The organism is Bifidobacterium sp. wkB338, from assembly GCF_003688325.1.
Taxonomy (GTDB): domain Bacteria; phylum Actinomycetota; class Actinomycetes; order Actinomycetales; family Bifidobacteriaceae; genus Bombiscardovia; species Bombiscardovia polysaccharolytica.
Genome location: NZ_NPOR01000038.1, coordinates 166889 through 192054, shown reverse-complemented (window position 1 = coordinate 192054; position 25166 = coordinate 166889). Strand labels below are relative to the sequence as shown.

20 protein-coding genes are annotated in these 25166 nt (G+C 60.5%); 19 read left to right on the top strand and 1 reads right to left on the bottom strand.

Annotation, left to right across the window (positions count from 1 at the left end; all coding sequences use genetic code 11):
• Positions 1-25 precede the first annotated feature (25 nt).
• The 10 genes from CI603_RS07615 (at position 26) to mtnN (ending at position 11412) form a co-directional block, all read left to right on the top strand.
• Positions 26-907: an aldo/keto reductase gene (locus CI603_RS07615; protein WP_121913639.1), complete on the top strand. Its 882-nt coding sequence runs from the start codon at positions 26-28 to the stop codon at positions 905-907.
• Positions 904-1884: a polyphenol oxidase family protein gene (locus CI603_RS07610; RefSeq protein WP_121913638.1), complete on the top strand. Its 981-nt coding sequence runs from the start codon at positions 904-906 to the stop codon at positions 1882-1884. Before CI603_RS07615 ends, CI603_RS07610 begins: the two co-directional genes overlap by 4 nt.
• A gap of 120 nt (positions 1885-2004) precedes the next feature.
• The gene (locus CI603_RS07605; protein ID WP_121913637.1) at positions 2005-2796 is read left to right on the top strand and encodes a 2-C-methyl-D-erythritol 4-phosphate cytidylyltransferase; all 792 of its coding nucleotides are present in this window, start codon (positions 2005-2007) and stop codon (positions 2794-2796) included.
• 22 nt (positions 2797-2818) lie between these two features.
• Positions 2819-3538: a pyroglutamyl-peptidase I gene (locus tag CI603_RS07600; RefSeq protein WP_121913636.1), complete on the top strand. Its 720-nt coding sequence runs from the start codon at positions 2819-2821 to the stop codon at positions 3536-3538.
• Positions 3539-3682: 144 nt separating this feature from the next.
• Positions 3683-5407 (top strand): cell division protein, encoded by a 1725-nt coding sequence (locus tag CI603_RS07595; protein ID WP_121913635.1) that lies wholly within the window; start codon positions 3683-3685, stop codon positions 5405-5407.
• A gap of 313 nt (positions 5408-5720) precedes the next feature.
• Positions 5721-6617 (top strand): CPBP family intramembrane glutamic endopeptidase, encoded by an 897-nt coding sequence (locus CI603_RS07590; protein ID WP_183122282.1) that lies wholly within the window; start codon positions 5721-5723, stop codon positions 6615-6617.
• A 112-nt stretch (positions 6618-6729) separates the two neighbouring features.
• Complete coding sequence (locus tag CI603_RS07585) at positions 6730-8094, top strand: C1 family peptidase (protein WP_121913633.1); 1365 nt, start codon at positions 6730-6732, stop codon at positions 8092-8094.
• 155 nt (positions 8095-8249) lie between these two features.
• Entirely contained in the window at positions 8250-9395 is a 1146-nt protein-coding gene (locus CI603_RS07580; protein ID WP_121913632.1) for a 3-deoxy-7-phosphoheptulonate synthase, read from the top strand.
• Complete coding sequence (locus CI603_RS07575) at positions 9392-10612, top strand: 3-deoxy-7-phosphoheptulonate synthase (protein ID WP_121913631.1); 1221 nt, start codon at positions 9392-9394, stop codon at positions 10610-10612. Before CI603_RS07580 ends, CI603_RS07575 begins: the two co-directional genes overlap by 4 nt.
• A 65-nt stretch (positions 10613-10677) precedes the next feature.
• Positions 10678-11412, top strand: a complete 735-nt coding sequence (gene mtnN / locus CI603_RS07570; RefSeq protein ID WP_121913630.1) for a 5'-methylthioadenosine/S-adenosylhomocysteine nucleosidase — start codon at positions 10678-10680, stop codon at positions 11410-11412.
• Between the two features lie 201 nt (positions 11413-11613).
• On the opposite strand, the gene CI603_RS07565 is transcribed toward mtnN, so the two are convergent.
• Positions 11614-12951 (bottom strand): substrate-binding domain-containing protein, encoded by a 1338-nt coding sequence (locus CI603_RS07565; RefSeq protein ID WP_183122281.1) that lies wholly within the window; start codon positions 12949-12951, stop codon positions 11614-11616.
• A 308-nt stretch (positions 12952-13259) separates the two neighbouring features.
• Here CI603_RS07565 and CI603_RS07560 point away from each other — a divergent pair, with 308 nt between their 5' ends.
• The 9 genes from CI603_RS07560 (at position 13260) to CI603_RS07520 (ending at position 24925) form a co-directional block, all read left to right on the top strand.
• On the top strand, positions 13260-14609 hold the full coding sequence (locus CI603_RS07560) for an ABC transporter substrate-binding protein (protein ID WP_183122280.1): 1350 nt from the start codon (positions 13260-13262) through the stop codon (positions 14607-14609).
• A 130-nt stretch (positions 14610-14739) separates the two neighbouring features.
• Entirely contained in the window at positions 14740-15729 is a 990-nt protein-coding gene (locus CI603_RS07555) for a carbohydrate ABC transporter permease (RefSeq protein ID WP_110425766.1), read from the top strand.
• Between the two features lie 4 nt (positions 15730-15733).
• Complete coding sequence (locus tag CI603_RS07550) at positions 15734-16609, top strand: carbohydrate ABC transporter permease (RefSeq protein WP_110425765.1); 876 nt, start codon at positions 15734-15736, stop codon at positions 16607-16609.
• Between the two features lie 3 nt (positions 16610-16612).
• A complete protein-coding gene (locus tag CI603_RS07545; RefSeq protein ID WP_121913627.1) occupies positions 16613-17506 on the top strand; it encodes a hypothetical protein in 894 nt (297 codons plus the stop codon).
• Between the two features lie 54 nt (positions 17507-17560).
• A complete protein-coding gene (locus tag CI603_RS07540; RefSeq protein ID WP_121913626.1) occupies positions 17561-20272 on the top strand; it encodes an alpha-L-rhamnosidase N-terminal domain-containing protein in 2712 nt (903 codons plus the stop codon).
• A gap of 218 nt (positions 20273-20490) precedes the next feature.
• The gene (gene rplJ, locus CI603_RS07535; RefSeq protein WP_015022404.1) at positions 20491-21012 is read left to right on the top strand and encodes a 50S ribosomal protein L10; all 522 of its coding nucleotides are present in this window, start codon (positions 20491-20493) and stop codon (positions 21010-21012) included.
• 103 nt (positions 21013-21115) lie between these two features.
• Complete coding sequence (gene rplL / locus CI603_RS07530) at positions 21116-21496, top strand: 50S ribosomal protein L7/L12 (protein ID WP_045924837.1); 381 nt, start codon at positions 21116-21118, stop codon at positions 21494-21496.
• A 299-nt stretch (positions 21497-21795) separates the two neighbouring features.
• The gene (locus tag CI603_RS07525) at positions 21796-23337 is read left to right on the top strand and encodes a glycoside hydrolase family 30 beta sandwich domain-containing protein (RefSeq protein ID WP_121913625.1); all 1542 of its coding nucleotides are present in this window, start codon (positions 21796-21798) and stop codon (positions 23335-23337) included.
• Between the two features lie 52 nt (positions 23338-23389).
• Positions 23390-24925: a glycoside hydrolase family 30 beta sandwich domain-containing protein gene (locus tag CI603_RS07520; protein ID WP_121913624.1), complete on the top strand. Its 1536-nt coding sequence runs from the start codon at positions 23390-23392 to the stop codon at positions 24923-24925.
• The last annotated feature ends 241 nt before the right edge of the window (positions 24926-25166 follow it).

Below are 25166 nucleotides of genomic sequence, written 5' to 3'. Positions count from 1 at the left end.
CAATCTACAAGACGGGAGTACATGTATGACATCGTCGATGCGGGCCTTGGGGCCCTTTACTACGACAGCGGTCGGACTGGGTTGCATGGGATTGTCCATCGAGGGCAAGCCGGACCAGGGAACGGCCATTGAGGTCATCCACCAGGCCCTGGATGCCGGTTGCCGACATCTGGATACTGCCTGGTCCTACTACGAGTCAGGTGGTCCTGAGCAGACCAATGAACGACTGGTTCGCCAGGCTTTGGACTCCTGGAAGGGACCCCGTCAGGATGTGCTGGTGGCCACCAAGGTTGGGCACTATCGCAACTTCACCGATGGTCGCCCAACCTGGGCTGTGGACGGTCGCCCGGAGAGCCTGATCCGGCACGCCAAGGAGTCCGCTCAGGCCCTGGGTGTGGACACCATCGATCTGCTCTACATGCACCGGCCCGATCCGCAGGTGCCCTACCAAGAGTCTCTGGAGGCCATGGCCGAGTTGGCCAAGCAGGGCGTGGCCCGGACCCTGGGCGTCTCCAACGTAGACATTGAGCGGATGGACCTGGCTCGTCAGATTCTGGGCGATGACCTCGTGGCCGTGCAGAACCAGTTCTCGCCCACCTTCACCAGCTCCCGCCAGGAGTTGGACCATGCGGCCGAGCTGGGTCTGGCCTTCGTCTGCTGGAGCCCCTTGGGAGGCTTCCGAGCGCCCAAGGACGAAACCCGTTATGACACCTTCCGTCAGGTGGCCCAGGAGCGCGGTGTCTCCCACCAGCGCGTGGTCCTGGCCTGGGAGCTGTCCCAGAACCGCAACGTCTTCGTGGTTCCCGGTGCCCACAGGGCGGCCACAATTCTTGACTCCCTGCAGGCGGCCGACATGGAGCTGAGCGAAGAGGAGATGGACCGCCTGAACCAGGCGGCGACTGCATGAGCCTCAAGCCCAAACCAAACGAGCAGAACTTCCAGAGTGTTCAGGGAGAAGCCTGGGATCGGGGACGGACCCTGCTGGACAGCAGCCCCCTGTCGTCGCTGGACGATCAGGGTCGGCCAATCCCGGTCACCATTCCCATCGCCTTGGCGCCAGGGATCAAGGTGGTCTACACCACCAGGCTGGGCGGGGTCTCCTCAGGTGATTATGCCCAACTGAATCTGGGCGGCAAGGGAGGCGATGACCCGCAGGCGGTTGCCGCCAACCGTCAGGCTCTGGGTCGTCAGCTGAACCGTCCCATGGTCCTGGTGGATCAGGTTCACTCAGCCCAGGTCTGGGATGCCGACCGAGGTCAGCCCCAGGGGCGTTGCGAGGCCGATGCTCAGGTGACCACCCGTCGCGACTTGGCCTTGGGCATCTTCGCCGCTGATTGCCTTCCCGTGCTTCTGGCCGACCCTCAGGCCGGCGTGATGGGGGCGGCTCACTGCGGCCGTCGGGGTCTGGTGGCAGGAGTCATTCCGTCAACAGTCCAGGCCATGGCCGACAAGGGTGCTGACCCGTCCAGGATCGTGGCAACCCTTGGGCCTCGCATCTGTGCGGACTGCTATCAGGTGGGTTCGGACCTGGCCGATGACTTCGAGAAGCGTTTCCCCGGCGCATCTGGACCATGCAGGTTCGGCGGAATCGCCATCGACATCGCCACTGCTGCCATCATGGAACTGAAGGCGGCAGGAGTGACCAATATTGTGGACTCCGCCCCCCGGATTGGCGCTGCGACCAGCTATCTGCGTCAGGACCCGGACCTGGAAGAGCTGTGCAGCCAGGACAGTGAGGGTCCCTTCCTACCAAAGCGTCTTGAGGATCTGCACCGACCGCTGTGCACCCTGGAGAACCCACTCTGGTATTCCCACCGCCGGGCCTCGCTGGCCAACAAGGCTGGGGAGGGGCGCATGCTGGCCCTTATTCTGGCCGATGACTGAAGCCGTAAGATTGATCGATCCTGTTTCTGGCGGCCGGAGCAGGCCTCGGGTGCAGATGTTCGGTGCAGATAGCGCCGGGTCTGCGCCCTTCCTTGTCCTCGCGTGAGTACCGTTGAGTGTATGAGTGAGAGCAGAGCATCAGCAGCCCCGTCCGAGGCTAGTCAGGATAACGCAGAGCCGGAGGAGCAGATCCAGCCAGTTGTAGCAGTGATTCTTGCGGCCGGTCTGGGCGTTCGGTTTGACGAGAACAACCCCAAGCAGCTGGTGCAGGTGGGTGGCAAACCCATCATCACCTGGTCAATTGACGCCTTCCAATCCAATGCCCGTGTCACCGACATCCTGGTCGTGGTCAACGATCGGGTTCGGGAGTCTGTCGAGGCCATCGTGGGTGCTGACACCTACGACAAGGTCCGCATGGTCATCAAGGGCGGCGTCGAGCGCATGGACAGCACCGAGGCGGCCCTGCAGACCCTGGCTGATGCGGAGATTCCCCAGGATGCCAAGCTGCTCATCCACGATGCGGTACGCCCCTTCGTCAGCCAGGAGTCCATCAATGGTTGCATCGATGCCTTGGATACATTCAACGCCGCAACCGTGGCCGTGGCCTCGAGTGACACCATGCTGATTGCCGGCGACTTGGGTGAGCGCAAGGTGGTGCGTCAGGTGCCCGACCGCGACAGCATGTTCCGGGCTCAGACCCCGCAGGCCTTCCGCTTCGGCACCCTCCGCAAGGCCTACGACCTGGCCGCTGCGGACCCCGACTTCCATCCCACTGATGACACCAGGGTTGTGGTGGACCACTTGCCTGAGGAGTCGGTGGCCATCGTGGCCGGCAGTGTGACCAACATGAAGATCACCCTGCCCTCGGACGTGCCCATGGCTGAATGGATAGCGGGCTCCCTGGCCGGGTGAAGCCCTGTGTACCATGGGGCACATGGAGCAGATCAAGGTCATCGTCGCCGGATACGACCATTATGAGGGTGTTGATGTCAACCCCTCCAGCCAGGTCTCACAGGCTCTGGCCGAGCATGGCATGGAGGGCATGCGAAAGGTCGGTCCAACCGAGGAAGATCCCCTGGAGGGCGTGGACCTGGCTATTTCCTCCGTCATCATGCCCGTCAGCTTCGCCAAGGCCTGGCCCATACTGCATGAGGCCATAGAGCGGGTGCACCCCGATATCATCATCGCCACAGGGCTCAAGCGTCGGGCTCGTGGCATCGCCATGGAGCGTTGCGCCGTCAATCTTAAGGAGGACGACGCAACCGACCGTGACAACCTAGGTGAGAAGGAGTCCCAGGATGCCGTTCGTCGGACCAGCCGTCTGCCCATCGATCCCCAGGGTCCTGCCGCTTACTGGACCCGTCTGCCGCTGAGGGCCATCCTGCACGACTTTGGCACTTGCGGCATCCCGGCCACACTCAGCTCGGACGCGGGCACCTATGTCTGCAACGCGCTTTTCTACAACCTGCTGGCATGGGCTGCAGGGCACAAGGATGTCCTGGCCGGGTTCGTCAGCCTTCCCCTGGTCAACGAAAGCGGCGGACAGGAGTGCGGTCTGCCCCTGGATCAGCAGATACAGGCTGTGCGCGAGGTGGTCAATGAGACCATTCGCTATTACCGGAGGCCCTCCTCCAGCCCTATTCTGATTGCCTGAGCCCCGTATGTAAGGTCAGTGTGTCGGCAGCTTGTCAGACAGCAAATTTCGGCCTGTCATGGGGTAGAGTCGAGGTAAATCCACCGGACCGAAGACATCTTTGTCACGGGCCGGCATGTCTTGGTGGCGAAGAGGAGTGTTTCCATGGCCGAAGATCAGTTTCCCGTTGTCCTGCGAGGCTATGACAAGGAGCGGGTCGACCAGGCCCTGGCGGCCTCGCGGAGCAATTTGGCCCGGCTGCGTCAGCAGATCAAGGCCGATGACGATCGCATTCTGAAGCTGGAGGCGGAACTCCAGGAGGCCAAGTCCCGCAAGGTCGAGCAGCCTCGCAACTCCTTCGCCTCCCTTGGAGCCAACGCCCAGCAGCTGCTGGCTTCGGCCGAGCAGACCAGCACCGAGCTGCTCAACCGCGCCAAGCAGGATGCGGCATCCACTAAGACCTCCGCCCAGGAGAAGGCGACGACCCTGGTCAACGAGGCCCAGCTTGAAGCCAAGCACATCGTGGACGAGGCCAACGCCAAGGCCAAGTCCATCGTCGAGGCCGCCAATGACGAAGCCAGGACCGTCACCACCACCGCCAAGCAGCAGAGCGAACAGAGCAAGTCCGCGGCCGACAAGGTGGTGGCCGAACGTCGCCAGGCTCTGGATCTGGAGCTGCAGAACTCCCGCGAAGAGCATGAGAAGCGGCTGGCCACCAACAAGGCCACCCAGGCCAAGGAGCTGTCCGAGCAGAAGGCCAAGGCCGCCAAGGAGATCGCCGACAAGCGACGCAAGAGCGACGAGGAGATCGCCAAGCTCAAGAAGGACGCCAACGATCAGATTCAGAAGGCCCTGGCCGATGCCAACAAGAAGCTGGCCGACGTGCGCGAGCAGGTCTCCAAGAGCCTGAATGACGCCCGCAGGCAGGCTTCGGAGATCACTGACAAAGCCAAGTCGGAAGCCCAGCAGATTGTGGACGATTCCAAGGTCACCAGCGCCGAGACCATGGCCAAGGTCAACGCCGAGGCCGAGCAGGTGCGCTCCGACATCGCCGCCCAGCAGGAGGACGCCACCAAGAAGGTGGGCGAGCTGCTCAAGAGCCTGGAGGAGCGGCGAGTCAAGACCGAGAAGGAGACCCAGGAGCTGATTGAGCAGGCCAAGGCCACCCGCAAGGATGCCGATTCGTTCGCCTCCTTCAAGCGCGAGGAGTCCGAGCGCAAGGCCAGCCAGCTGCTGGAGGAGGCCAAGCAGCGCGCCCAGGCCGAGGTCGAGGCTCAACGCAAGGCCGCACAGGCTGAGCTGGACGGGCTCAAGGACCACATCACCAAGCTGCAGCACCGGGAAGCCACCATTACCTCTCGGGTCGATGAGTTGCGGAACATCTTCTCCAAGTCCTTCGGCAACTTCGACGGCTTCCATGACGAGACTGTGGTCAATGACCAGGACGAGGGGCAGGCGCCAAGCGTGCCCGTGGTCAACGCGGTGCCTGCCGCTGATCCATTGCCGACCCCAGCGACGAAGGCTGAAAGCGAGGATGATGGTGTAGGCCAGCCCCTTGCCGATCCCCAGGAAGAAACCCCTCAGGCATCGGACGATTCGGTCGCAGCGAGTCAGCCAGCCGATGACCTGGCAACTGATGACGTGGCAGCTGCTTCAGCCGGCAGTTCCGAAGATGAGACCAGCGCGGATGTGACTGTCCGATCCTCGGCCAATATGCCGACTCAGGTCCTGCCCTCCCCGGCACCGAGCGTCCTGCCCGATGCATCCGATCAGACCGGTGATGAGCCGGCCCAGGCCAAGGGTGGCCAGGTGGAGAAGGCGGTCACTGACCAGGAGACTACGGTCATTCCGCCGGTCAATGATGGCATGGCTCCGACCGATCGGGACTGATCAGCGAACTTCACTGTTCGTAAGGGCCGGATTGCAGGCATGATCTGCAACCCGGCTTTTTCTTGCTCTGAAGTTGCCTGATCCCATGCCGAAACCGGCATGGGCGTCAATCTCGATCCGGACCCTTGCTCTGGCCTAGAGTCAGTGGTGAAGGGCGCAGGCCATGGGGTCACAGGGTTGGGAGAGCATCATGCAGCAATCAAATCACTCATTATCTGAGTCACCCGCCACAGATTCGACCGAGGCGGATGCTGCGGACAGACGGAGAGGATCGAGCGGATCTCCAGGGCCCTTACGCTCATGGAGCGCCCAGGTGCGCCGGGGGGTGGACCTGCAATCCCTCTACGCCCTGGTGTATCTGGTGGTGGCCAACCTGATCGCAGGGGTTCTGAATCTGCCTTCGGTGGCTGCAGCCTTGGGCATTGCCCGTCAGCCGGGGCTAGGGGATCTGCTGGGTGATCTGGTCATGCTGGTCTTCCTCTTTGGCACCCGCGGCCAGGACCTGCTTGGCCGCGGCTCCAACCCGGTGCGCTACAAGGCTCAGGCCAACCCTGGTCCAGCCGTACTGGTCGGGGCCATCCTGCTGATCATGCTGGCCAGCAGCATCGAGACAGGCTTCACCTGGGTGGTCAACCAGGGCTCCCAGGCGCTGGGGCTGGTTTACCATTCCACCACTTCGCAGATCGCTGCGGGTCAGCATGGGTTCCTGTCGCCACTGGACACGGCTATTCTGGTCCCCGTCGTCGAGGAGTTCCTGCTGCGCGGCGTGGTCATGGGCAGGCTCAGACCCTACGGGCGAACCTTCGCCATCGTCACCTCCTCCTTTATCTTCGCCTGCCTGCACGGGGACATCACCCAGAGTCTGTTCACCTTCCTTTTGGGCCTGGTTCTGGGTTTCATCGCCATGGAATACTCCATCCTCTGGTCCATGGCTTTGCATATCTTCAACAACCTGGTCCTGGCCGACGCCATGATGTGGCTGACCCAGACGGTGCCGGCCCGCACCGGCACGCTGATCAACCAGGGGATGACCCTTCTGGGCCTGGTTGGGGGACTGGTCGTCCTCTGGCTGATTCGGGGACAGCTGGCAGACCGCCTGCGTGCCAACCGCTCACGCCCTGGCACCTATAAGGGCTGGATCTCCCTTGGGCTGGCTGTCCTGGTGGTCCTGGCCGTGGTCAATGCGGCTCAGCGCTTCTCCCTGGCTTGATAGATGCAGCTGTCCACATCCTCCTCCAGACGAACCCCCGATGACCGATTCCCGCTATGCTGGATGCAGGGATGCAGATACATCCGCATGAAAGGAAGCAAGGACAGACCGTATGACATCAGCACTGACACCACTGGATCAGACCCGTTTGGAAGGCCTGCGTACCGCCTTCGATGAGCGCGAGGCCAATCACGTCGCCATGAACGCCGTCACCCAGGTAGGCATTGACGAGGTGGCCCACAACTATAATCGCTCCCGCCTGCTGCAGCACCGATTCTCGGTCAGCATCGACAATGGCACGGTCACCTCGCAGGCGCATTCCGGCCGCTGCTGGCTCTTCAGCTCCTTGAACGTGGCCCGATTCGTGGCCCGCAAGGCTCTGAACATTGATGACGAAAGCACCGCCAACCCCATGGGCGACTTCGAGCTGTCCCAGAACTACGCCATGTACTATGACAAGCTTGAGCGCGTCAACTACTTCCTGCGCGATGTAGCGGCTCTGGTGCGTGCCGGCGAGCCCGTCGACTCCCAGCTTATGCGCTTCCTGATGGGCGATGTCATGGGCGATGGCGGCCAGTGGATCATGGCCATGAACATCTATAAGAAGTACGGCGCAGTGCCCAAGCAGTTCTACCCCGAGACCGCCTCCTCCCAGGACACCGGCCAGATGAACGATCAGCTGCGTCGTCTGCTCCACCAGGCAACGGCTCACATGGTGGCCAACCCAGACGGCATCGACGAGATCATCGATAGGACCCTGGAGGCCGGTCATCGTATGCTGACCATTCATCTGGGCACTCCGCCCACCAGCTTCGACTGGGAGTGGACCGACAAGGATGGCGTCTTCCACCGGGATGGGCGGATTACCCCGCAGGAGTTCTGGAAGCGCTACGTGAATGCCGGACTTGAGGACTATGTCTGCCTGGTCGACGATCCGCGCCCCGAGCACCCCAAGGGCCGCAAGATCGGCATCGAGCACCTGGGCAACGTGGCTGGCGGCGATCCCACCGAGTATCTGAATGTTCCGGTGGAGGTCATGAAGGACTGCGCCCGTCGTCTGATGAGTGAGCAGGGTCTGCCGGTTTGGTTCGGCGCCGACTGCCACCCCATGATGGACCGCAAGGCCGGTCAGTGGGCCACAGACCTGTTCGAGTATGGTCGGGTCTACGGAGTGGACTTCGACATGGATAAGGAGCAGCGGGTGCGCTTCGGCGACTCGGCCCAGAACCACGCCATGGCATTCGTGGGTGTGGACGTGGCCGATGACGGCCGGACCACCAACCGCTGGCGGGTGGAGAACTCCTGGGGCGAAGAGATCGCCAACAAGGGCTACTTCACCATGAGCGACGACTGGTTCAGCCAGTATGTCTACGAGGTGGCCGTACCCAAGTCCATGCTGTCCGAGGAGTATCGCCAGGCCTTCGACCAGGATGCCATCAAGCTGCCCGCCTGGGACCCCATGGGTGCCTTGGCCTGAGCTACTGCACTAATTCATCCACTTTTATCCATCAAACTGTTCGTCCCCGTGGTCTATAAGGATCGCGGGAACGGACTGTCCACATTGGCCCGGATGTGGGCGGTCATAAGGAATTCGGGCGTAATCGTCGCAGTACGACAGAGAGGAGAGCGACCGTGGCATTCGTCAAGGAACCGGATATCATCCCGGAAGAGGAGCGGCAGTATTTTGCCGATACGGCCGTCTTTCCCGAAACAGTGGATGTCAACATTCGTCAGCTGGACCCAATCCCGGCCCCTAGGGTTTTTCTGCGCTCGCGACCCTTGGATCCGGAGCGGATGAGTCTGGTAAGGGACTCCCGCCAGGCCATTCGCGAAGTTCTGCATGGACGGGATGACAGGCTGCTGGTCATCACCGGCCCTTGTTCCATCCACGACCCGGAGGCTGCTCTGGAGTACGCCCGTCGTCTGTCGGCCGTCAATGAGCGGTTGAAGGATCGGCTGCTGATCGTCATGCGGGTCTACTTCGAGAAGCCGCGTACCACGGTCGGCTGGAAGGGGCTGATCAACGACCCCGACTTGGATGGAACATTCAACATCCGCAAGGGGATTCGCCTGGCCCGCCAGGTGCTTTGGCAGGTCCTGGGCCAGGGGATTCCGGCGGCCACAGAGTGGCTGGACCCCATCACCCCACAGTATCTTTCCGACGCGGTCAGCTGGGGGGCCATCGGTGCTCGGAACACGGAGAGCCAGGTCCACAGGGAGCTTGCCAGCGGCATGTCCATGCCCATGGGCTTCAAGAACTCGACCGAGGGCAGCGTAGAGGCTGCGGTCGATTCCTGCCTGGCTGCGGCATCCGAACATCACTTCCTGTCCATCAACCTGGACGGCCATGTCATTGCTGCCGAAACCAGGGGCAACCCTGACTGCCACATAATTCTGCGCGGTTCCAGTCATGGACCCAACTACGATGCGGAATCCGTCCGGTCCGCCCTGGAGGTCATGCATCAGGCACCGCTGGGCCCTGGCGCCTGCAGAGGTCTGATTGTGGACGCAGCTCACGGCAACTGCGGCAAGGACCCCGTACGTGAGGCCCAGGTGGTCGAGGAGCTGGCAGACCGTCTTGCCAAGGGCGAGCAGGGCCTGTCGGGCATCATGATGGAGAGTTTTCTTGAGGGCGGTCATCAGAAACCGGCCCCACTGGATCAGCTGGTCTTCGGCAGATCCGTCACCGATGCCTGCATCTCCTGGGACAGGACCGAGGAACTGTTGCAGTTCCTGGCCGATGCTGTGCAAGCCCGTCGGGAAAGGAAGAAGGCATGAGTCGGATGAAGGATGAGCCACAGGAGCCCCTGCCCCGACCCAGCAAGGCCTATGAGGTCGAACTGGTGCACAAGGCGCTGGCGGCCGGCGTCAACCCCCTGCAGTCCGGGAACCTGCCCAGGTGGGAGGACGAGGTAGGCATAGGCCGAATCGTGAACAGGCGGGTCTTTGAGCTTGACCGCCTGCCCTCACCCGCGCAGATGCTGACCCGATACCCCTTGGATGGGCCGGCCAAGGATCTGGTCATCCGGTCACGGCAGGAGATCGTGGACTGTTTGCATGGACGGGACGATCGGTTGCTGGTCATTGTGGGTCCCTGCTCCATCCACGACCCTGATGCCGCTCTGGACTATGCTCGTCGTCTGTCGGCCGTCAATGAACGGTTGAAGGATCGGCTGCTGATCGTCATGCGGGTCTACTTCGAGAAGCCGCGCACCACGGTCGGTTGGAAGGGCTTGATCAATGACCCCGACCTGGATGGCAGCCACAATATCCAAAAGGGCCTGGTCCTGGCACGGCGGATTCTTCTGGGTGTGCTGGAGACCGGGCTCCCAGCTGCCACGGAATTCCTGGAACCAACATCGCCCCAGTACATCTCTGATGCGGTCAGCTGGGGAGCCATCGGTGCTCGGAACACGGAGAGCCAGGTCCATCGCCAACTGGCCAGCGGCATGTCCATGCCCATCGGCTTCAAGAACGCTACGGACGGCAGCGTGGATGTGGCCATCGACTCCTGCTATGCGGCCTCTCAACGTCACACCTTCTTCGGAATAGACCACGAGGGCCAGGCCGCAGCCGTCGCGACCATGGGCAACCCCGACTGCCATTTGGTTCTTCGTGGTTCCAAGTCCGGCCCCAACTACGATCAGGACTCGGTGCGGGCGGCACTTGCCGTGCTGCGCCAGCGTATGCCCAAGGACAGCGCGGCTGCCCACGGACTGCTCATCGATGCCTCCCACGGCAATTCCGGCAAGGATGAGCGGCGCCAGATCCAGGTTGTTCACGAGTTGGCCCAGCGAATAGGCGATGGCGAGGAGGGCTTTACCGGGCTGATGATGGAGAGTTTCATACGTGGTGGCAATCAGAAGCCGGCTCCGCTGGACCAACTGGTTTACGGGTGTTCGATTACTGACCGCTGCATCTCTTGGCCTGATACTCAGGACCTGCTGGAGGAGCTGGCGGAGGCAGTGGAACGTCGTCGCGGCACGGCTCGTTGACTTGCGGTCTGCAGTAGGCTGATCGGGACGCAGTTGCGGGTGAAATCATGGGTAAGGAGTCAGGCATGAGTGAAACAGGCGATTCCCTGGAGGGCGAAGATCAGCGGCCGGTTGCCGTCATAGGAGCCATGGATGAGGAGGTGGCCCTGATCGGCCAAGGTCTGAAACAGGCGGATCGGGATTCCCGTGCTGGCGATGCTGGATTAAAGGTCATAAGCGGTACCCTTGATGGATCACACGGCCTGGTTCGGCTGGCCGCCACTGTTGGCGGCATGGGCACCGTCAACATCGCCGCCACCACACAGTATTTGATCGATGCCTTCCATCCCAAGGCCGTCATCTTCTCCGGCATCGCCGGCAACCTGAACAAGGACCTGCACATCAATGACGTGGTTCTTGGAGGCACCCTGCGCTATCTGGATACCGACATGCGATTGGTGGCCCAGTCGGCCCCCGGCACGGAGGAGTTCCACTCCGACCCTCACCTGCTGGATCTGGCTGATCGGACCTTGGGTGCCATGGGGATCAAGCATATCGTCGGCACAATTGCGACCGGCAACTACTTTGTGGACAGCCCGGAGAAGATTGCACAGGTCAAGGAGCAGACCGGGGCCGATGCGGTCGAGATGGAAGGGGCGGCCGTCTGCCACGTGGCTGCCCGCAACAAGGTGCCGGCACTGGTCATCCGCGCTCTGAGCGACAACGCCGACACCGACTACGAGGTTTTCCGGGAGTTTGACATCTCCGAATATGCCGACACGGCCGCCAGGCTGGTGCTGGGCATCGTGCGTGAGCTCTGAGTGCTGACCAGCAAGGATTTCCTACTTCTTAGGGTCTTTTTTGCCTATTTAGGGCTGTTGACCGTGGCTTGACGGCCCTCGCCTGTGCATTTGTTGGCTAATTATTCATCAACTACATGGTTATTGCGGCACTCGAGTCTTGTCCGGTTCATGGACCAGCTGGTTGTCAGTTGCTCCATGCAGGGCCTGAGCAGACGATGTCTACTTGTCAGCCATATCGGCTACTGATCCCCTGTCAATGAGTGCGGGCTCTATGTAGACGTGCTCGATGCGCCGGTCCGGATCTTGTATCCGCCGCACCTGGAGGCGCAGGGCGGCGGACGCCAGGTCCTGGGCCGAGGATCGCAAGACGGTCAGACGCTTGGTGTAGCCGTCGATGGTGATCATGGATAGATTGTCGGGAATGCGGCATCCCCGTCTTTCCAGGGCTTGGACCAGTGCGATGGACAGGTAGTCCGGATGGACCAGGACGGCCGTGGTGTGTGTCTCCAGAATCGTCTGGACGATCTGCTCGACATCCTCGGCCGCATATGGCTGCTTGTCCTTGAGCAGGAAGGTCTGTTCAAGCCCGTCTCCTTCTTGCATCATCAGCTGCCAGCCCAGCTCGATATCGCCGGCGGTGGGGGTCCTGCCCAGAGCCAGTCCTACCCGATGGTGGCCGTGCTGCCGGAAGTGTTGCAGTCCACGGCGGACTCCGGCTGGATGGTCGGTATGAACCGAGTCAAAGAATCCTGGCAGCCATTGTGGCGGATGGCGTTCCAGAATGGTTACTGGCAGTTGGCACTCGGTCAGCCATTGCCAGGTTTCCGGTGCGACATCAGGTTCGATGCTTGGGGCCACGATCAGTCCAAGCATCTGTGGATCAGTGGCCAGATCTTCCAGGATATCTACCTCAGGAAAGGTCTCATAGGAGGTTTCCTTGGCCACAATCTCCAGGTCGAATCGTTCGGCCGCCATACGTCTGATGGCATCGGTCACTGAGGGCCAGATGAAGCTGGGTTCGGGCAGAGCTACCCCGATTCGGTTTCTACGAACGGCAGCTGCTCTATCCTGGCTGGAGGCTTTATCCATGGCGAAGCTTGACGCACCAGCACTGGTTTTGCCGTCGGTGCTTCCGCGGCTGACAATTCGATCTAGATTGATTTTTCTTCTGATTTCCTTTTCCGAGGCGGCATTCGTTCCAACTGATGCCTTTGGCATCTCAGCCAAGGTTGCGTCGGCGTTGTTGGGGGAAGAGACGGTGAAGGATTCAACAGATTGGCCTTGAGGATCCAAGGATTTGACGGCCAGGGCACCCCCACGCACTCGTCTGACGAGACCAGCTCTGGCCAGATTATTCAAATCCCTTCTGACGGTTATTTCAGTGGTGCCCATCATCTGTGCCAGGTAGGGCACTCTGACTACGCTCTCTCTGAGGAGTGCGTTGAGAATCAGCTCTCTTCTCTGAGCCGGGAGCCATCCTGCCGCAGGTGGCTTTGGAAAGGACCCATCAGAGGGGTCCTGTTTTTTACTTCCTGCCCCTGTCTCTCTTTGATTCATGCTCCGGCCTCGATGCTTTACTATGACGCTGATGAGGGCAGTCACGACGGCCAACATCCCTAGGTTTCAAGCTTCCCTAACTTTTATAGTGTATACCAGAGTTTTGTCCTAAGAGTGATGGAAACAGACTGCAACAAACTCTTCAGGTCATTTTCCGACCAATTAGTCTAGATTTGTTCGTTCGGAATCATCACGGTCAGGTAAGCCAACAGGGACTCACCTAGCGACTGTGATGAATCCGGAACGAGAGAGGGGTCGGCCATATCCGGCCTCTTCCCCGGCATTGTCGCCGAAGGAAAGGGATGACCATGAACGTGAAAACTGTAACCAAGGCTCTGGCAGTGACTACTGCGGGCATCATGCTGTTGGCTGGCTGCGGTGGTGGCTCAAGCAAGCAAGCCTCCTCAGGCAGTGACGGATTCGACAGCAAGGCCAAAACAACCATCACCTTCGCAGGGTGGTCTTTGGACATGACCCCCGAGTTCAAGACTCTGGCTAACGGCTTCCATAAAGCCCACCCCAACGTGACTGTCAACGTCAAGCAGTACTCCGCTGATGACTATGACAAGCAGCTGACGGCGGACATATCCTCTGGTGCCCAGCCCGACGTCTTCCCCATCAAGAACATGCTCAAGTATGTCACCTATTCAGACTCGCAGGGACTGGCGGATATCTCCGACATCGCCAAGGGTTACCAGGGCAACAAGCACATTGATCTGAACGGCTATGAGCACAATGGCAAGTACTTCGCCCTGCCCTACCGCAGTGATACCTGGGTCCTCTTCTATAACAAGGACATGTTCAAGAAGGCCGGGGTTGAAGAGCCGAACGCCAAGTGGACCTGGGATGATTACACCAAGGCAGCCAAGGAACTCAAGGAGAAGCTGCCGGCAGCAGGTTACGATGCCAACAGCGTCTACCCCATGTATATGCACAACTGGCAGTCCGTGGTGCAGTCCTTCGCTCTGGCACAGTGCGGCAAGTCGGCGGACAGCACCTTCCTCAAGGCCGACTTCTCCTACATGGAGCCCTTCTACAAGAGGGCCTTGGAGTGGCAGAAAGACAAGTATACGATCGACTGGAACACCTCATTCACCAACAAAGTTCAGTATCAGGCGCAGTTCGGCACTCAGAAGGCCGCTATGATGCCCATGGGCACTTGGTACGCCGCCACCCTTGTCAGCCAGCAACAGTCGGGTGAAGCCGAGAAATTCAGCTGGGGCATGGCTCCGGCTCCCCAGAACCCCGACAAGAAGCTGCCCAAGACCCCAATCACCTTCGGCAGCCCCACCAGCCTGGCAGTCTCTTCCAAAGCCACCGGCCAGAAACTGGCTGCTGCCAAGGAGTTCGTGAAGTGGGCCACTGGCCAAGGCGGCGCTCTTGAGTTGGCCAAGCTCTCCACCACCCCCGCTTACATCGACGACAAGGTGACCGAGATTTTCTTCTCTCCTGAGGGCATGGCTTCCGACCAGGCCTCCAAGGATGCATGGAGCAAGCACGACATGAAGATGGAAGCCCCCGTGGCCACGGCCACGGACACCATCAACTCCCTCCTCAAGGACACCCACTCCTCGATCATGACCGGCGCCAAGTCTCCGTCCGATGGGCTCAAGGAAGCAACCCAGAACGTCAAGGACCAGGGCGTGCTGGACGAGTAGTTCCCGGTGACAGATGGGGAGGCTTCAGGACGCATACGGGTCCTGAAGCCTCCCACTGAGCCAGTTGGAGCAAGGGCGGCCGGGGACTGCCCAAGCCCATGACGCGTGATGGTAGTAAGGAGAGGCAGAGATGTCAGAAGAAATCGGTGTGATCGACGATCGACAGGCGATCGCTGATCACAAAACGGGGTCTCATGGGCCCGGCGGCGGGCGGCGAGGCCCGAGTGCCAAGCAGGGCAAGTTCAATGCCAAGGCGATTTCACGGAGGAACCTGCGCAATGGTTTGATATTCATATCACCGAATTTCATAGGGTTTATCTGCCTGACTCTTCTGCCCACTCTGACGCTCTTTTATATAGCTTTTACCAAGTGGTCGGCCTTCGGCAACCCCGTCTTGAACGGTGTGAAGAACTGGGTCAGGCTATCCCACGACAAGATTTTCATGACCTCGGTGTGGAACACCATCTACTATTCGATAGTTCACATCCCTCTGACCCTGGTCCTGGCCTTCGCTCTGGCTGTCCTGCTCAATTCCAAGCTGCGCGGACGCGCTTTCTTCAGAACGGTGGCCTTCTTCCCCTACATCACCTCCATAGTGGCTGCGGCCCAGGTTTGGGGCATGCTCTTCGACCCCAAGTCCGGCCCTATAAACTCCTTCCTGCGGCTTTTCATCAGCAATCCCCCCGGGTGGCTGGGCTCGACGGCCTGGGCCATGCCTGCGGTCATCGTCGTGGGTACCTGGCGTGAGGTCGGCTACTATATGATCCTGCTTCTGGCGGGTCTGCAGACCATCCCCTCCGAGCTCTATGAGGCCGCTGAGCTCGATGGCACAAACGGATGGCAGCGCTTCTGGCATGTGACCGTTCCCATGATGCGCCCCACGCTCTTCTTCGTCATGGTCACTCTGACTATCGGATCCTTCAAGATTCTTGATCTGACACTGGTCATGACCGATGGCGGACCCGGCACCAGCACCCTGGTCCTGGCGCAGTACATCTACCGTGTGGCCTTCGAGCGTGGTGACTTCGGCTATGCTTCGACCGTCTCCCTGGTGCTCCTGGCCATATGCATGGTAGTCACGCTCTTCCAATTCTGGTACAACAACCTGAAGGAGGACTGAGATCATGTCCACCAATACAGTCTCCGCAGACATTCCCTGGAACAAGAAGCAGGTCTCCCCGGCCAAGATCGTCGGCACCGTCATCGGGTATCTGGCCATGATTGCTGTATCCGCCTTCGTCCTCTTGCCCTTCTTCTGGATGTTCCTCTCCTCCCTCAAACCCAACAATGAGGTTTACGCCATCCCCATCAAGTGGTTCCCATCGGTCTGGCACTGGGAGAACTACGCAGCCATCTGGACCAAGTCCGATATGACGACCTGGTTGCTCAACACCATCTTCTTTGCTGTGATTGTGACCCTTCTGCAGGTCTTTACAGGATCCTTCGCAGCCTACGGCTTCTCGAAGATTCCCTTCAGGGGGCGTACCACCCTCTTTTTGATCTACATCGCAACCATGGCTGTGCCCTGGCAGGCTTACATGATCCCGCAGTTCAAGCTGGTCTCTGCCGTCGGCCTCTCCGATACCAGGTGGTCCATCATCCTCCTGCAGGCCTTTGGAGCCTTTGGTGTGTTCATGATGAAACAGTTCTATGACACCATCCCTGAGGATCTGTCGGAGGCGGGCCGATTGGATGGCCTGAGTGAGTTCGGCATCTACTGGCGCATCATGCTGCCTTTATCGGGACCATCTTTGGCGGCCTTGGCCATCATCACCTTCACCAATACATGGAACGATTACATGGGGCCGCTGATCTACCTGCGTTCCCAGAAGCTCTACACCATCCAGCTGGGCCTCAAGCTCTTTATTTCCCAGTACAATGCTGATTTCGCCATGATCATGACCGGTTCGGTCCTTTCGGTCCTGCCCATCTTGGTCGTCTTCCTCATCGGTCAGAAGCAGTTCATCGCCGGCATTGCGACATCCGGCATGAAGGGCTGAATCGTGGCTGGAAGCGATGGTGATCAGGGGCGTCCCGCCAAGGGCTACGCCATGAGGGCTCTCCTGGGGATCACCAACTCCATTGCCGTGGTGCTGGGAGCCGGATGCTGCTCCCTGCTGGGGATGCTCCCTCTGGCAGCCGTGCTGATTTTCCTTCGCGATCCACAGTACTACCCGACCTATCTGCTGGCTGCCGTGCTGTCCGCGCCTGGTCTGGCTGCCCTCTTTGCCATCTACCGCGATCATCCAGGCCTGTCCTCGTCCTTTGCCCGGGCCAGGCGGCAGGCCCTGGATTCCATGACAGAGCGAGGGCATGCTCTGCCGGATTGGATAGCAAAGCCCTATGTGGACTCGGGAACGGTCTATGGGTTCTTCCGCGCCTACTGGCGGGCCTACAAGGTTCTGGCCCTGAGGTCATGGGCGACTTGGCTGCCTCTGGGGCTCATCGCCTTCGCGCTGATCTATGATCTGCAGATTGCATCGCAGCTCTCATGGGGCCAGATTCTGTTCCTCCCCATCCTGGTATGCCTGCTGCTCCTGGTTCAGACCGCCTTGGTCTCTCTGGTACTGCTGGTGGAATATCCTCGGGCGCGCATCCGCAAGGTGTTGGTCAATGGCCTCCTCCTGTCGGTGCGTCGCTGGTACATGATGGTTCTGTCGCTGGCGGTCCTCGCTGGATATGTCTGGGGGCTGATGCGCTCGCCAATCCTGGTGGCTCTTCTGGCCACAGGTCTAATCTGGTATCTGGTCTGGGCGGCTGTTCGGTGGCAGGCTGACCCCTTCTTCCAACAGATGGCCCGTGAGAGCGGGGACCCGGGTGTCCAGGCCATGTATGGACTGCCTGACGCTGGAGCCAAGGGCTCCTCCTTCACTGCGCTGCAGGACTACCGGCAATAGCGGTTCATGAAGAACAGTTGTATTTAAGAGCAGGCTCAAGGAGGATTCGCTGGAATGGGCTGTGAGCCTTTGCAGGTGCTGATCGAGGACCGGGACCGTCCTGTGGATATCGAGCCGGGGACCAGGCCCACGGTCAGGTGGAGGCTGGATCCTTTGCCCTCCTGGGCGGATAGGGTCCGTTTGGCCAGGGTGCGAGTCTTTGAACAGCCTAAGGGGCGGGTACTTGTAGACACCGGCATCCAACCTGCGGACGAGCTTAATGGCAGCCGTCTGCCTGGACCTGATATGGATCCTTCGCGACGGTATTGGCTGACCGTTCTTCTGCTGGATGCACAGGGCCGTCGGCTGATGGGATCTGAACCCATCACCTTTGGCACGGGGCCTGGCCTGGTCTGGCACGCTCGAGCCATTTGGTCCGAAGAGGACGAAAAGAACTCCTCAGGTCCTCAGGGCAACGCCAAAGGTTGGGCCCTGATGCGTGGTGTGGTCCGGCTGTCCCCGGGGCCGATCCTCTGGGCTAGTCTGTACGCGACCGCTGACAGCACCGTACCTGCGCGTCAGTTTGTCTACCGACTATGGCTCAATGGGCGCTTTCTGGGCTGTGGACCGGTCTTTCCCTTGGATGGAGAGGATCGTTACAGGGGCTACGAGGTCACCGGCCTCTTGCGTCCGGGAGCGGAGAATGTTCTGGGCGTTGTGGCCTATGCCATGGAAGGCCGACGCTTTCAGGCCCAGTTGGATGTGGGCCGGCCTGACGGCAGTGTGGAGCACTACGGCACGGACGCCGAATGGAAGGCTATTAGCGGCGCCGAGGCCTTTCCTGACAGCGCGTCCATCGGCACAACCTACTATCAGGCTCCGGCTGAGGACATCGACCTGTCCCGATATCCTTGGGGTTTTTCTCGGCCGGGCTTTGACGACTCTGCCTGGCGGAAGGTTCGGATTCGGCCCTCATTCTCCAAGTGCCTTGCCGCTCCTGCAGATGGCACCAGACTGACTCGGGTGAAAGCTCATAGGGTTTTGGCGGCTGCTCCTGGCCATCTTCTGCTGGACTTCGGCTCCGTGCGGTTGGGCGGCATCGGGCTTCGGGTGGATCTGTCGCAACATTTGGATCTGACCGTCCGCTACGGGGAGGTCCTGGACGGCCAAGGAGGCGTTCGTTACCGTCTGGCCACCTCCAACGTCTATCAGGATCGCTGGCGGCTGCAACCTGGCAGCAACCGGGCACAGACTTGGGGGATCCGGGTCTTTCGATATCTGGAGCTGATCTGGCCTGCGGAATCTGACCCTGAAGGGTTGCTGGCGAGCCTGTCTGACGGGGGCCTGTGGGCAGAGTGCCTTGAGGCTCCCGTATATGACGACCACGCCAGTTTTCATTGCGACAGGCCTCTGCTGGATAAGGTCTGGCAGCTGGGAAGAAACACCATCAGGGGACTCAACGCTGACATCTACGTAGATTCCTGGACGCGGGAGCGGGCTCCCTATGAGGCTGATGCCTGGATCCAGCAGCAGGCTCATATGGTGCTGGATGATGCGCCCGCCCTGGGCCGTTACAGTGTGGACTATCTGATCGCAAACAGGACCTGGCCCACCGAGTGGCCCCTCTACAGCATTTTGGCTGTGCACGATGCCTGGATGCACACCGGGGATCTGACTCAGGCAGCGGCCCAGTACGAACGGCTGATGGGACTGCTGCCGGACAGATACCTGGACAAAGACAGCGGGTTGATTGTCAAGGACCCTGGCACTTCCAGCCAGATGGATGGAGACCTGGTCGACTGGCCGCCCGTTGAACGCGATGGATATGTCTTCGGTCGTGTCAACACGGTCATCAACGCACTGGCCAGTGCCGCCTATAAAGCCATGGCTCGTCTGTCACGGGCCTTGGGCCGTCGCAGCAGAGCTGCCCGTCTGGCAGAGGTGTCCCGAAAAATGCAGGAGGCCTTGAATGAGCGGCTCTACGATCCAGCGGTCGGCGCCTACCGGGATGGCCTGCTAGACGGTCCCGACGGGCCGGCCATCGATCACTGTGCCATTCATGCCTCGGCCTTTGTCCTGGCTTTTGCGCCTCCCTCGGATCCCGCTCGTCTGGAGGCGGTCGGTGCCTATCTGCGTAGTAGGGGGATGGCCTGCAGCGCCTATGTGGCCGCCGTGCTTTTGGACGGACTTTATCGATCAGGTCTAGGGGCTGATGCTCTGACTCTGCTCTCGGCAGGGGAGGGTATGCGCACCTGGAAGCATATGCTGGACCAGGGTGCTGGAGGCACCATGGAGGCCTGGGACCCATCGATCAAATCCAACACCACCTATTCGCACCCTTGGGGGGCCTCGCCTGTCTGGCTGATTTCCAGCGGGCTGATGGGGCTGCGGCCTTTGAAACCCGGGTACCGAGAATTCGTTGCCGCGCTCCAACCTGGAGGTCTGGGCAGGGCCGAGCTGACCATGCCCGTGCCCACTGGGGACATCCATATCTCCTATAGGATTACAGGAAAAGTGGATAGCAGGCCAGGGTTTGTCCTCCTGCCGGATATCGATCTGGACCTGGTGGTGCCGCAGGGCTGTCGGGGTCATTTGGTCCTCCCGCCTATATGTGGTGTCAGGCCGGGGGGTCAGGTCGAGGCCTTGCTGGACGGGTCGCCAATCATGCTGAAGGCCTTGGATGCCGCCAGTCGGGTGGCCGGTATTCGTTGCAGAGCGGGATCGTTGCTTGCGGATGCGCTGCCCTGCGGCCATCATCATCTGGTGCTGCCGCGCGCTCAGGCTTGACAGTCTTTTCTGATCTGTGTATTGTTAGCCCTTGCATACCAAAGACCGTTGGTCGGGACCTTGGGTCTCCTAAGTTCGGTTGATCGAGCCAGCACAGGTTGAGTTTCAAATCGGTCCTCGCGACCTGCTTTCTGCTCTGCCTGTCGGCAGGGTTTTCTTTTTGCCTGCCATGCTCAATCGTCCGGTTCCCTCCAGAGGTCTGTCTAGGAAGGAACGCCATGAAAAGGCCCGAAAAGGAAGAGGCTGTCGCCAGGCTGACGGACAAGTTCCGTGATGCCGATGCCATCATCCTCACCGAGTACCGCGGGCTCAGTGTTCCGCAGGTCGCCGATCTGCGGAACAAGCTAGGCCGCGATACTTCCTACAACGTGGCGAAGAACACGCTAGCCCGGATTGCGGCCAAAGAGGCTGGAATCGAGGGTCTCGATGAGATGCTTGCCGGCCCCTGCGCCATCACCTTCGTCAAGGGTGATTACGTCAATGCCGCCAAGACGCTGCGTGATTTCGCCAAGGACAACCCGGCACTGATCGTCAAGGGCGGCTTCATTGATGGAGCCGTTGCTGACGCGGATGCCATGGAGAAAATCGCGGATCTGGAATCCCGCGATGTTCTGCTCTCCCGGATGGCCGGCGCGCTCAAGGGCACCATGTCCAAGGCCGCCAACCTGTTCGTCGCTGTGCCTACCAAGGCCGTGCGCACGTTCGACGCCCTGCGCGAGAAGCAGGAAAAGGCCGCCTGAATTCACGGCCATCGGCCCGGATTCATACGGTAAACACAAAAAAAGATGTTCGGTGATCGGCCTACCAGTCAATGCCGGTCGCCACAAATGAAAGGAAGCCATTATGGCCAAGCTCTCCGCTGACGAGCTCATCGACGCGTTCAAGGAAATGACTCTGGTCGAGCTGTCCGACTTCGTCAAGAAGTTCGAGGACGAGTTCGACGTCGAGGCCTCTGCCCCTGTGGCCGTGGCCGCTGCCGCCCCCGGTGCCGCTGCTCCTGCTGAGGAGGAGAAGACCGAGTTCGACGTAGTCCTGTCCGCCATCGGCGACAAGAAGATCCAGGTCATCAAGGCTGTCAAGGCCATCACCAACCTGGGCCTGGCCGACGCCAAGGCTCTGGTTGACGGTGCCCCCAAGGCCGTCCTGGAAGGCGCCAAGAAGGAAGACGCCGACAAGGCCAAGGCCCAGCTGGAAGAGGCCGGCGCCACCGTCGAGCTCAAGTAGTCATCGGCTCTTCTGAGCCTTTCTATGTTGAAAAGCCCCAAACCGTTGATGACGGTGAGGGGCTTTTTCTTATACATCTTGTCGACCGTGCGTGCGGGGTGATCGCGCTGCTCTGAGCTGAGTTGCGCCGGTATGTATGGGCACATGCGCTCTGCAGTCGGGACCGTAGGGATGACCCTACAATTGCAATGATCGAAGTTGATCGAAACAGTTTGTTCATGATTGGATTCGCTGCTAAGCTAAGCCCTGTCCTATCGACCACGACGCCGATGCCCAGATATGACAATGAGAGAGCAATCATGACTATCACCTTCACCAACCAGTTCTGGACCGTGACCTCTGGTGACCTGACCGATCGCCGCCGGCCTCTGCAAGCCCCTCCAATGGGGGAGAAGCCCAAGGACGCCAGGCCCATCGTCATTGATCCCTGCCAGCGGCATCAGCCCTGGCTCGGGGCCGGAGCCGCCATCACTGATGCCGCGGCATCGCTGATTTGGGGCAGTCAATCCGCGCAGCAAAGACATGCCCTTCTGGACGAGATGTTCAACCCTGACAAGGGCGGCTTTTCGGTCATCCGCATTCCGCTGGGCTCCTGCGAGCCGTCCTCCCAGCCCTACTACACTTATGACGACATCCCCTTCGGCGAGCAGGACAGGGATCTGACCAGGTTCTCCCTGGGCGAGGGCGAGCCGGGTGCTCCGGACGCCACCAAGGACTACAAGTACATCATCCCCGTCGTCCAGGAAATTCTGTCCATCAATCCTGCGGTAAAGATCATCGCCTCACCTTGGAGCGCCCCGGCCTGGATGAAGAACACCGGCCATCTGTGCATGGGCGGTCATCTGCGCTTCGGCGAGTGGACCGGCAACGGCTATGATCCGCTTGAGGATTCCATTGAGGGCGTCTATGCCCGGTACTTCGCCCGCTACATCGACGAGATGGAAGCCATAGGCATCCCCATCTGGGCGGTCACTGTACAGAACGAGCCCTCCAATGCCGCCCCCTGGCCGGCCATGCTCTGGACGCTGGCCCAGCAGGCCGACTTCGCCCACCGCTTCCTGCGGCCTGCACTGGACCGTCGGCACCCCCAGGTGCGCATCTTCATCAACGATGACTCGGCGCATTGCCTGACCGGACCGGTCGACAAGGATGTCACCGCAGAGCAGGCTCGGTCCATCGACGGTCTTACCTTGCATACCTATGACAACGACTACCCGCATCTGGATTATGCCAACCGGGTCTATCCGCAGTGGCTCTATGGCATGACCGAGCGTCGCTGCATGCTGAACCAGACCCCGGAGGATGCCGCACACATCATGTCTGGCGTTATCGGCAACTGGCTGGTTCGGCATGGTTCCTCCTTCATCACCTTGTGGAACATGGCCCTGGACGAGCGTGGGCTGCCCAATCAGATCGGTGCCGACGGCAGACGCGGGGTGGTCACCATCGACCATGGCAGCGGCAAGGTTCGCAGGAACCTGGAGTATTTCATGCTCCGCAGCTTCGGCCAGGACGTGGAGCCGGGCTCAGTGGTGATCGACTCCAGCAACTACACCCCGGACGGCTGGAGTGGTTCGTTGGGCTCCGTGGCCTTCCTGGCACCGGACGGATCCATCGCCGCCCACATCTACAACCCCACAGGTAAGCCTGTCAAGGCAGCCGTCACCGTCAACGGCTGGGGGGACCGCTGGCAGAGCGTGACCGTGCCCGCCTGGGGGACCGTGACCATGCATGCGACGACGAGTGAGCGAATCAATGATTCGGCCGTGCCCGAGGATGAGGACTTCGCTCTACAGCTGCCTGCGCATACTGTGGACGACAAGGCTCCAGGACAGGACTGAGGCTCAGATTCTGCAAACCGGGAAAGAGCCCGGCGGAAGGAGAAATACGATTATGAAGGAGATTTGGACCGCGACGGCAGGGGATCTGTCCCAGCGGCGAGAACCTATAGCGACCCCGGAGAAGACGACTGGGCCCGAGGCAGCCGTTCCCATTGTCGTTGATCCCACCAGACGCTACCAGGACTGGGAGGGGGCTGGCGCTGCTCTGACGGATTCCAGCGCCTACCTATTCATGACGGCTATGGATGCCGACCAACGGCATCGGATTCTGACTGAGCTTTTTGATCCGGCTCAGGCGGGCCTGTCCACCTTGAGGATCTCCATGGGGTCCTGCGACTTCTCCAGCCAGCGCTACTACTCCTATGATGACCTGCCCGAGGGAGTACTGTCGGATGCGGGTATGTCCTACTTCTCCATTGGGCAGGGGAAGCCAGGCTCGCCCGAAGCCACCAGGGACATGAAGTACGTGGTCCCCGTCCTTCAGGAGATCATGGCCATCAACCCGGGCGTGCGGATTCTAGCCTCTCCCTGGAGCGCACCCGCCTGGATGAAGGACAGCGGCCGGCTGGACGGGGCTGGTCGTCTGCGGCTGGGGCAATACTGCGGCAACGGCTATCGTCGACAGGACACGGTCGATGCGGCCTATGCCCGCTATTTTGTCCGCTTTATCGAGGCCTATCAGAAGCTGGGGATCCCCATTGCAGCAGTGACCATGCAGAACGAGCCCTCAAACAATCCACCCTGGCCTATGACGATTTGGACCCCTGAGGAGCTGGTGCGCTGGGGTGTGGACTACCTGCGTCCGGCACTGGATCGTAGCTTCCCCGAGGTGGAGATCTTCTTCGGTGATGACGGCCTGAGGTTCTTCAGCCGTCCGGTCAGCGACTATATGACCCCTGTCGAAGCTCAGAGCTTTGCCGGTACGGCTATGCATACATATTCCGGCCTGCCCAAGTGGGTCGTGAATGCCACCAGGCAGTTCCCCGGATGGCGCTCGGTCATGAGTGAGCGGCGCTGCATGCTGGACGAGCAGGTGGACGAGGCCAGCCATGTCATGTTCGGAGAGATCGGCATCGGACTGGTCCGCCAGGGCGTGGGCATGATTGACCTGTGGAATCTGGCTCTGGATGAGCAGGGTCTGCCCAGCTGGGCGCGGACTATGGGCCGGCGCGGGGTCATCACCATCGATTCCCAAACTGGCGGTGTCAAGCGCAATCTGGAATACTTCATGCTCCGTAATTTCGGGCAGGATGTGCCGGTCGGCGCTCGCAGGGTGGCCTCCACTAGCTATACCCGCGACGGCCGGACAGGCGGTCTGGGCTCGGTCGCCTTCGTTCGCGACGACGGCGAGCTCAGCATAATCCTCTACAATCCGACCGGAGAGCCTATCCGGGCGGCCCTGACCGTCAATGGCTGGGGCGCCAGCTGGCGATCGGTGAGTGTACCGGCTTTCGGGACGGTCTCCTGTCATGTGTCAGACTCCGACCACGTAAACCGCAGTAGGGTGCCGGAGGATGACCAATTCGTTGTCCGTATGACTCCGCACCCAGCTGATGACCACGATGAGGGAGAGGACGACCAGGGCTGATTCGATGATGACGGCCGCTGATTGACTCTGATGGTTTTATCCGGAGCCAGGGCGGCCGCCATTTTATGCGGTTCACTTCGATGCCCAAGCCTTGCCTGCAGGGAAGGCTCACTGCTTCGGCATGTCTGCCAGTCCTTCATGTGTCCTTTATCAGTTAATTCGGCACGCAATCAATCCTATCTCTGGGTTTCATGACAGAATAGGCGATAGTACCGAGTGAAGGCGGCTGCAGATTTGGGAG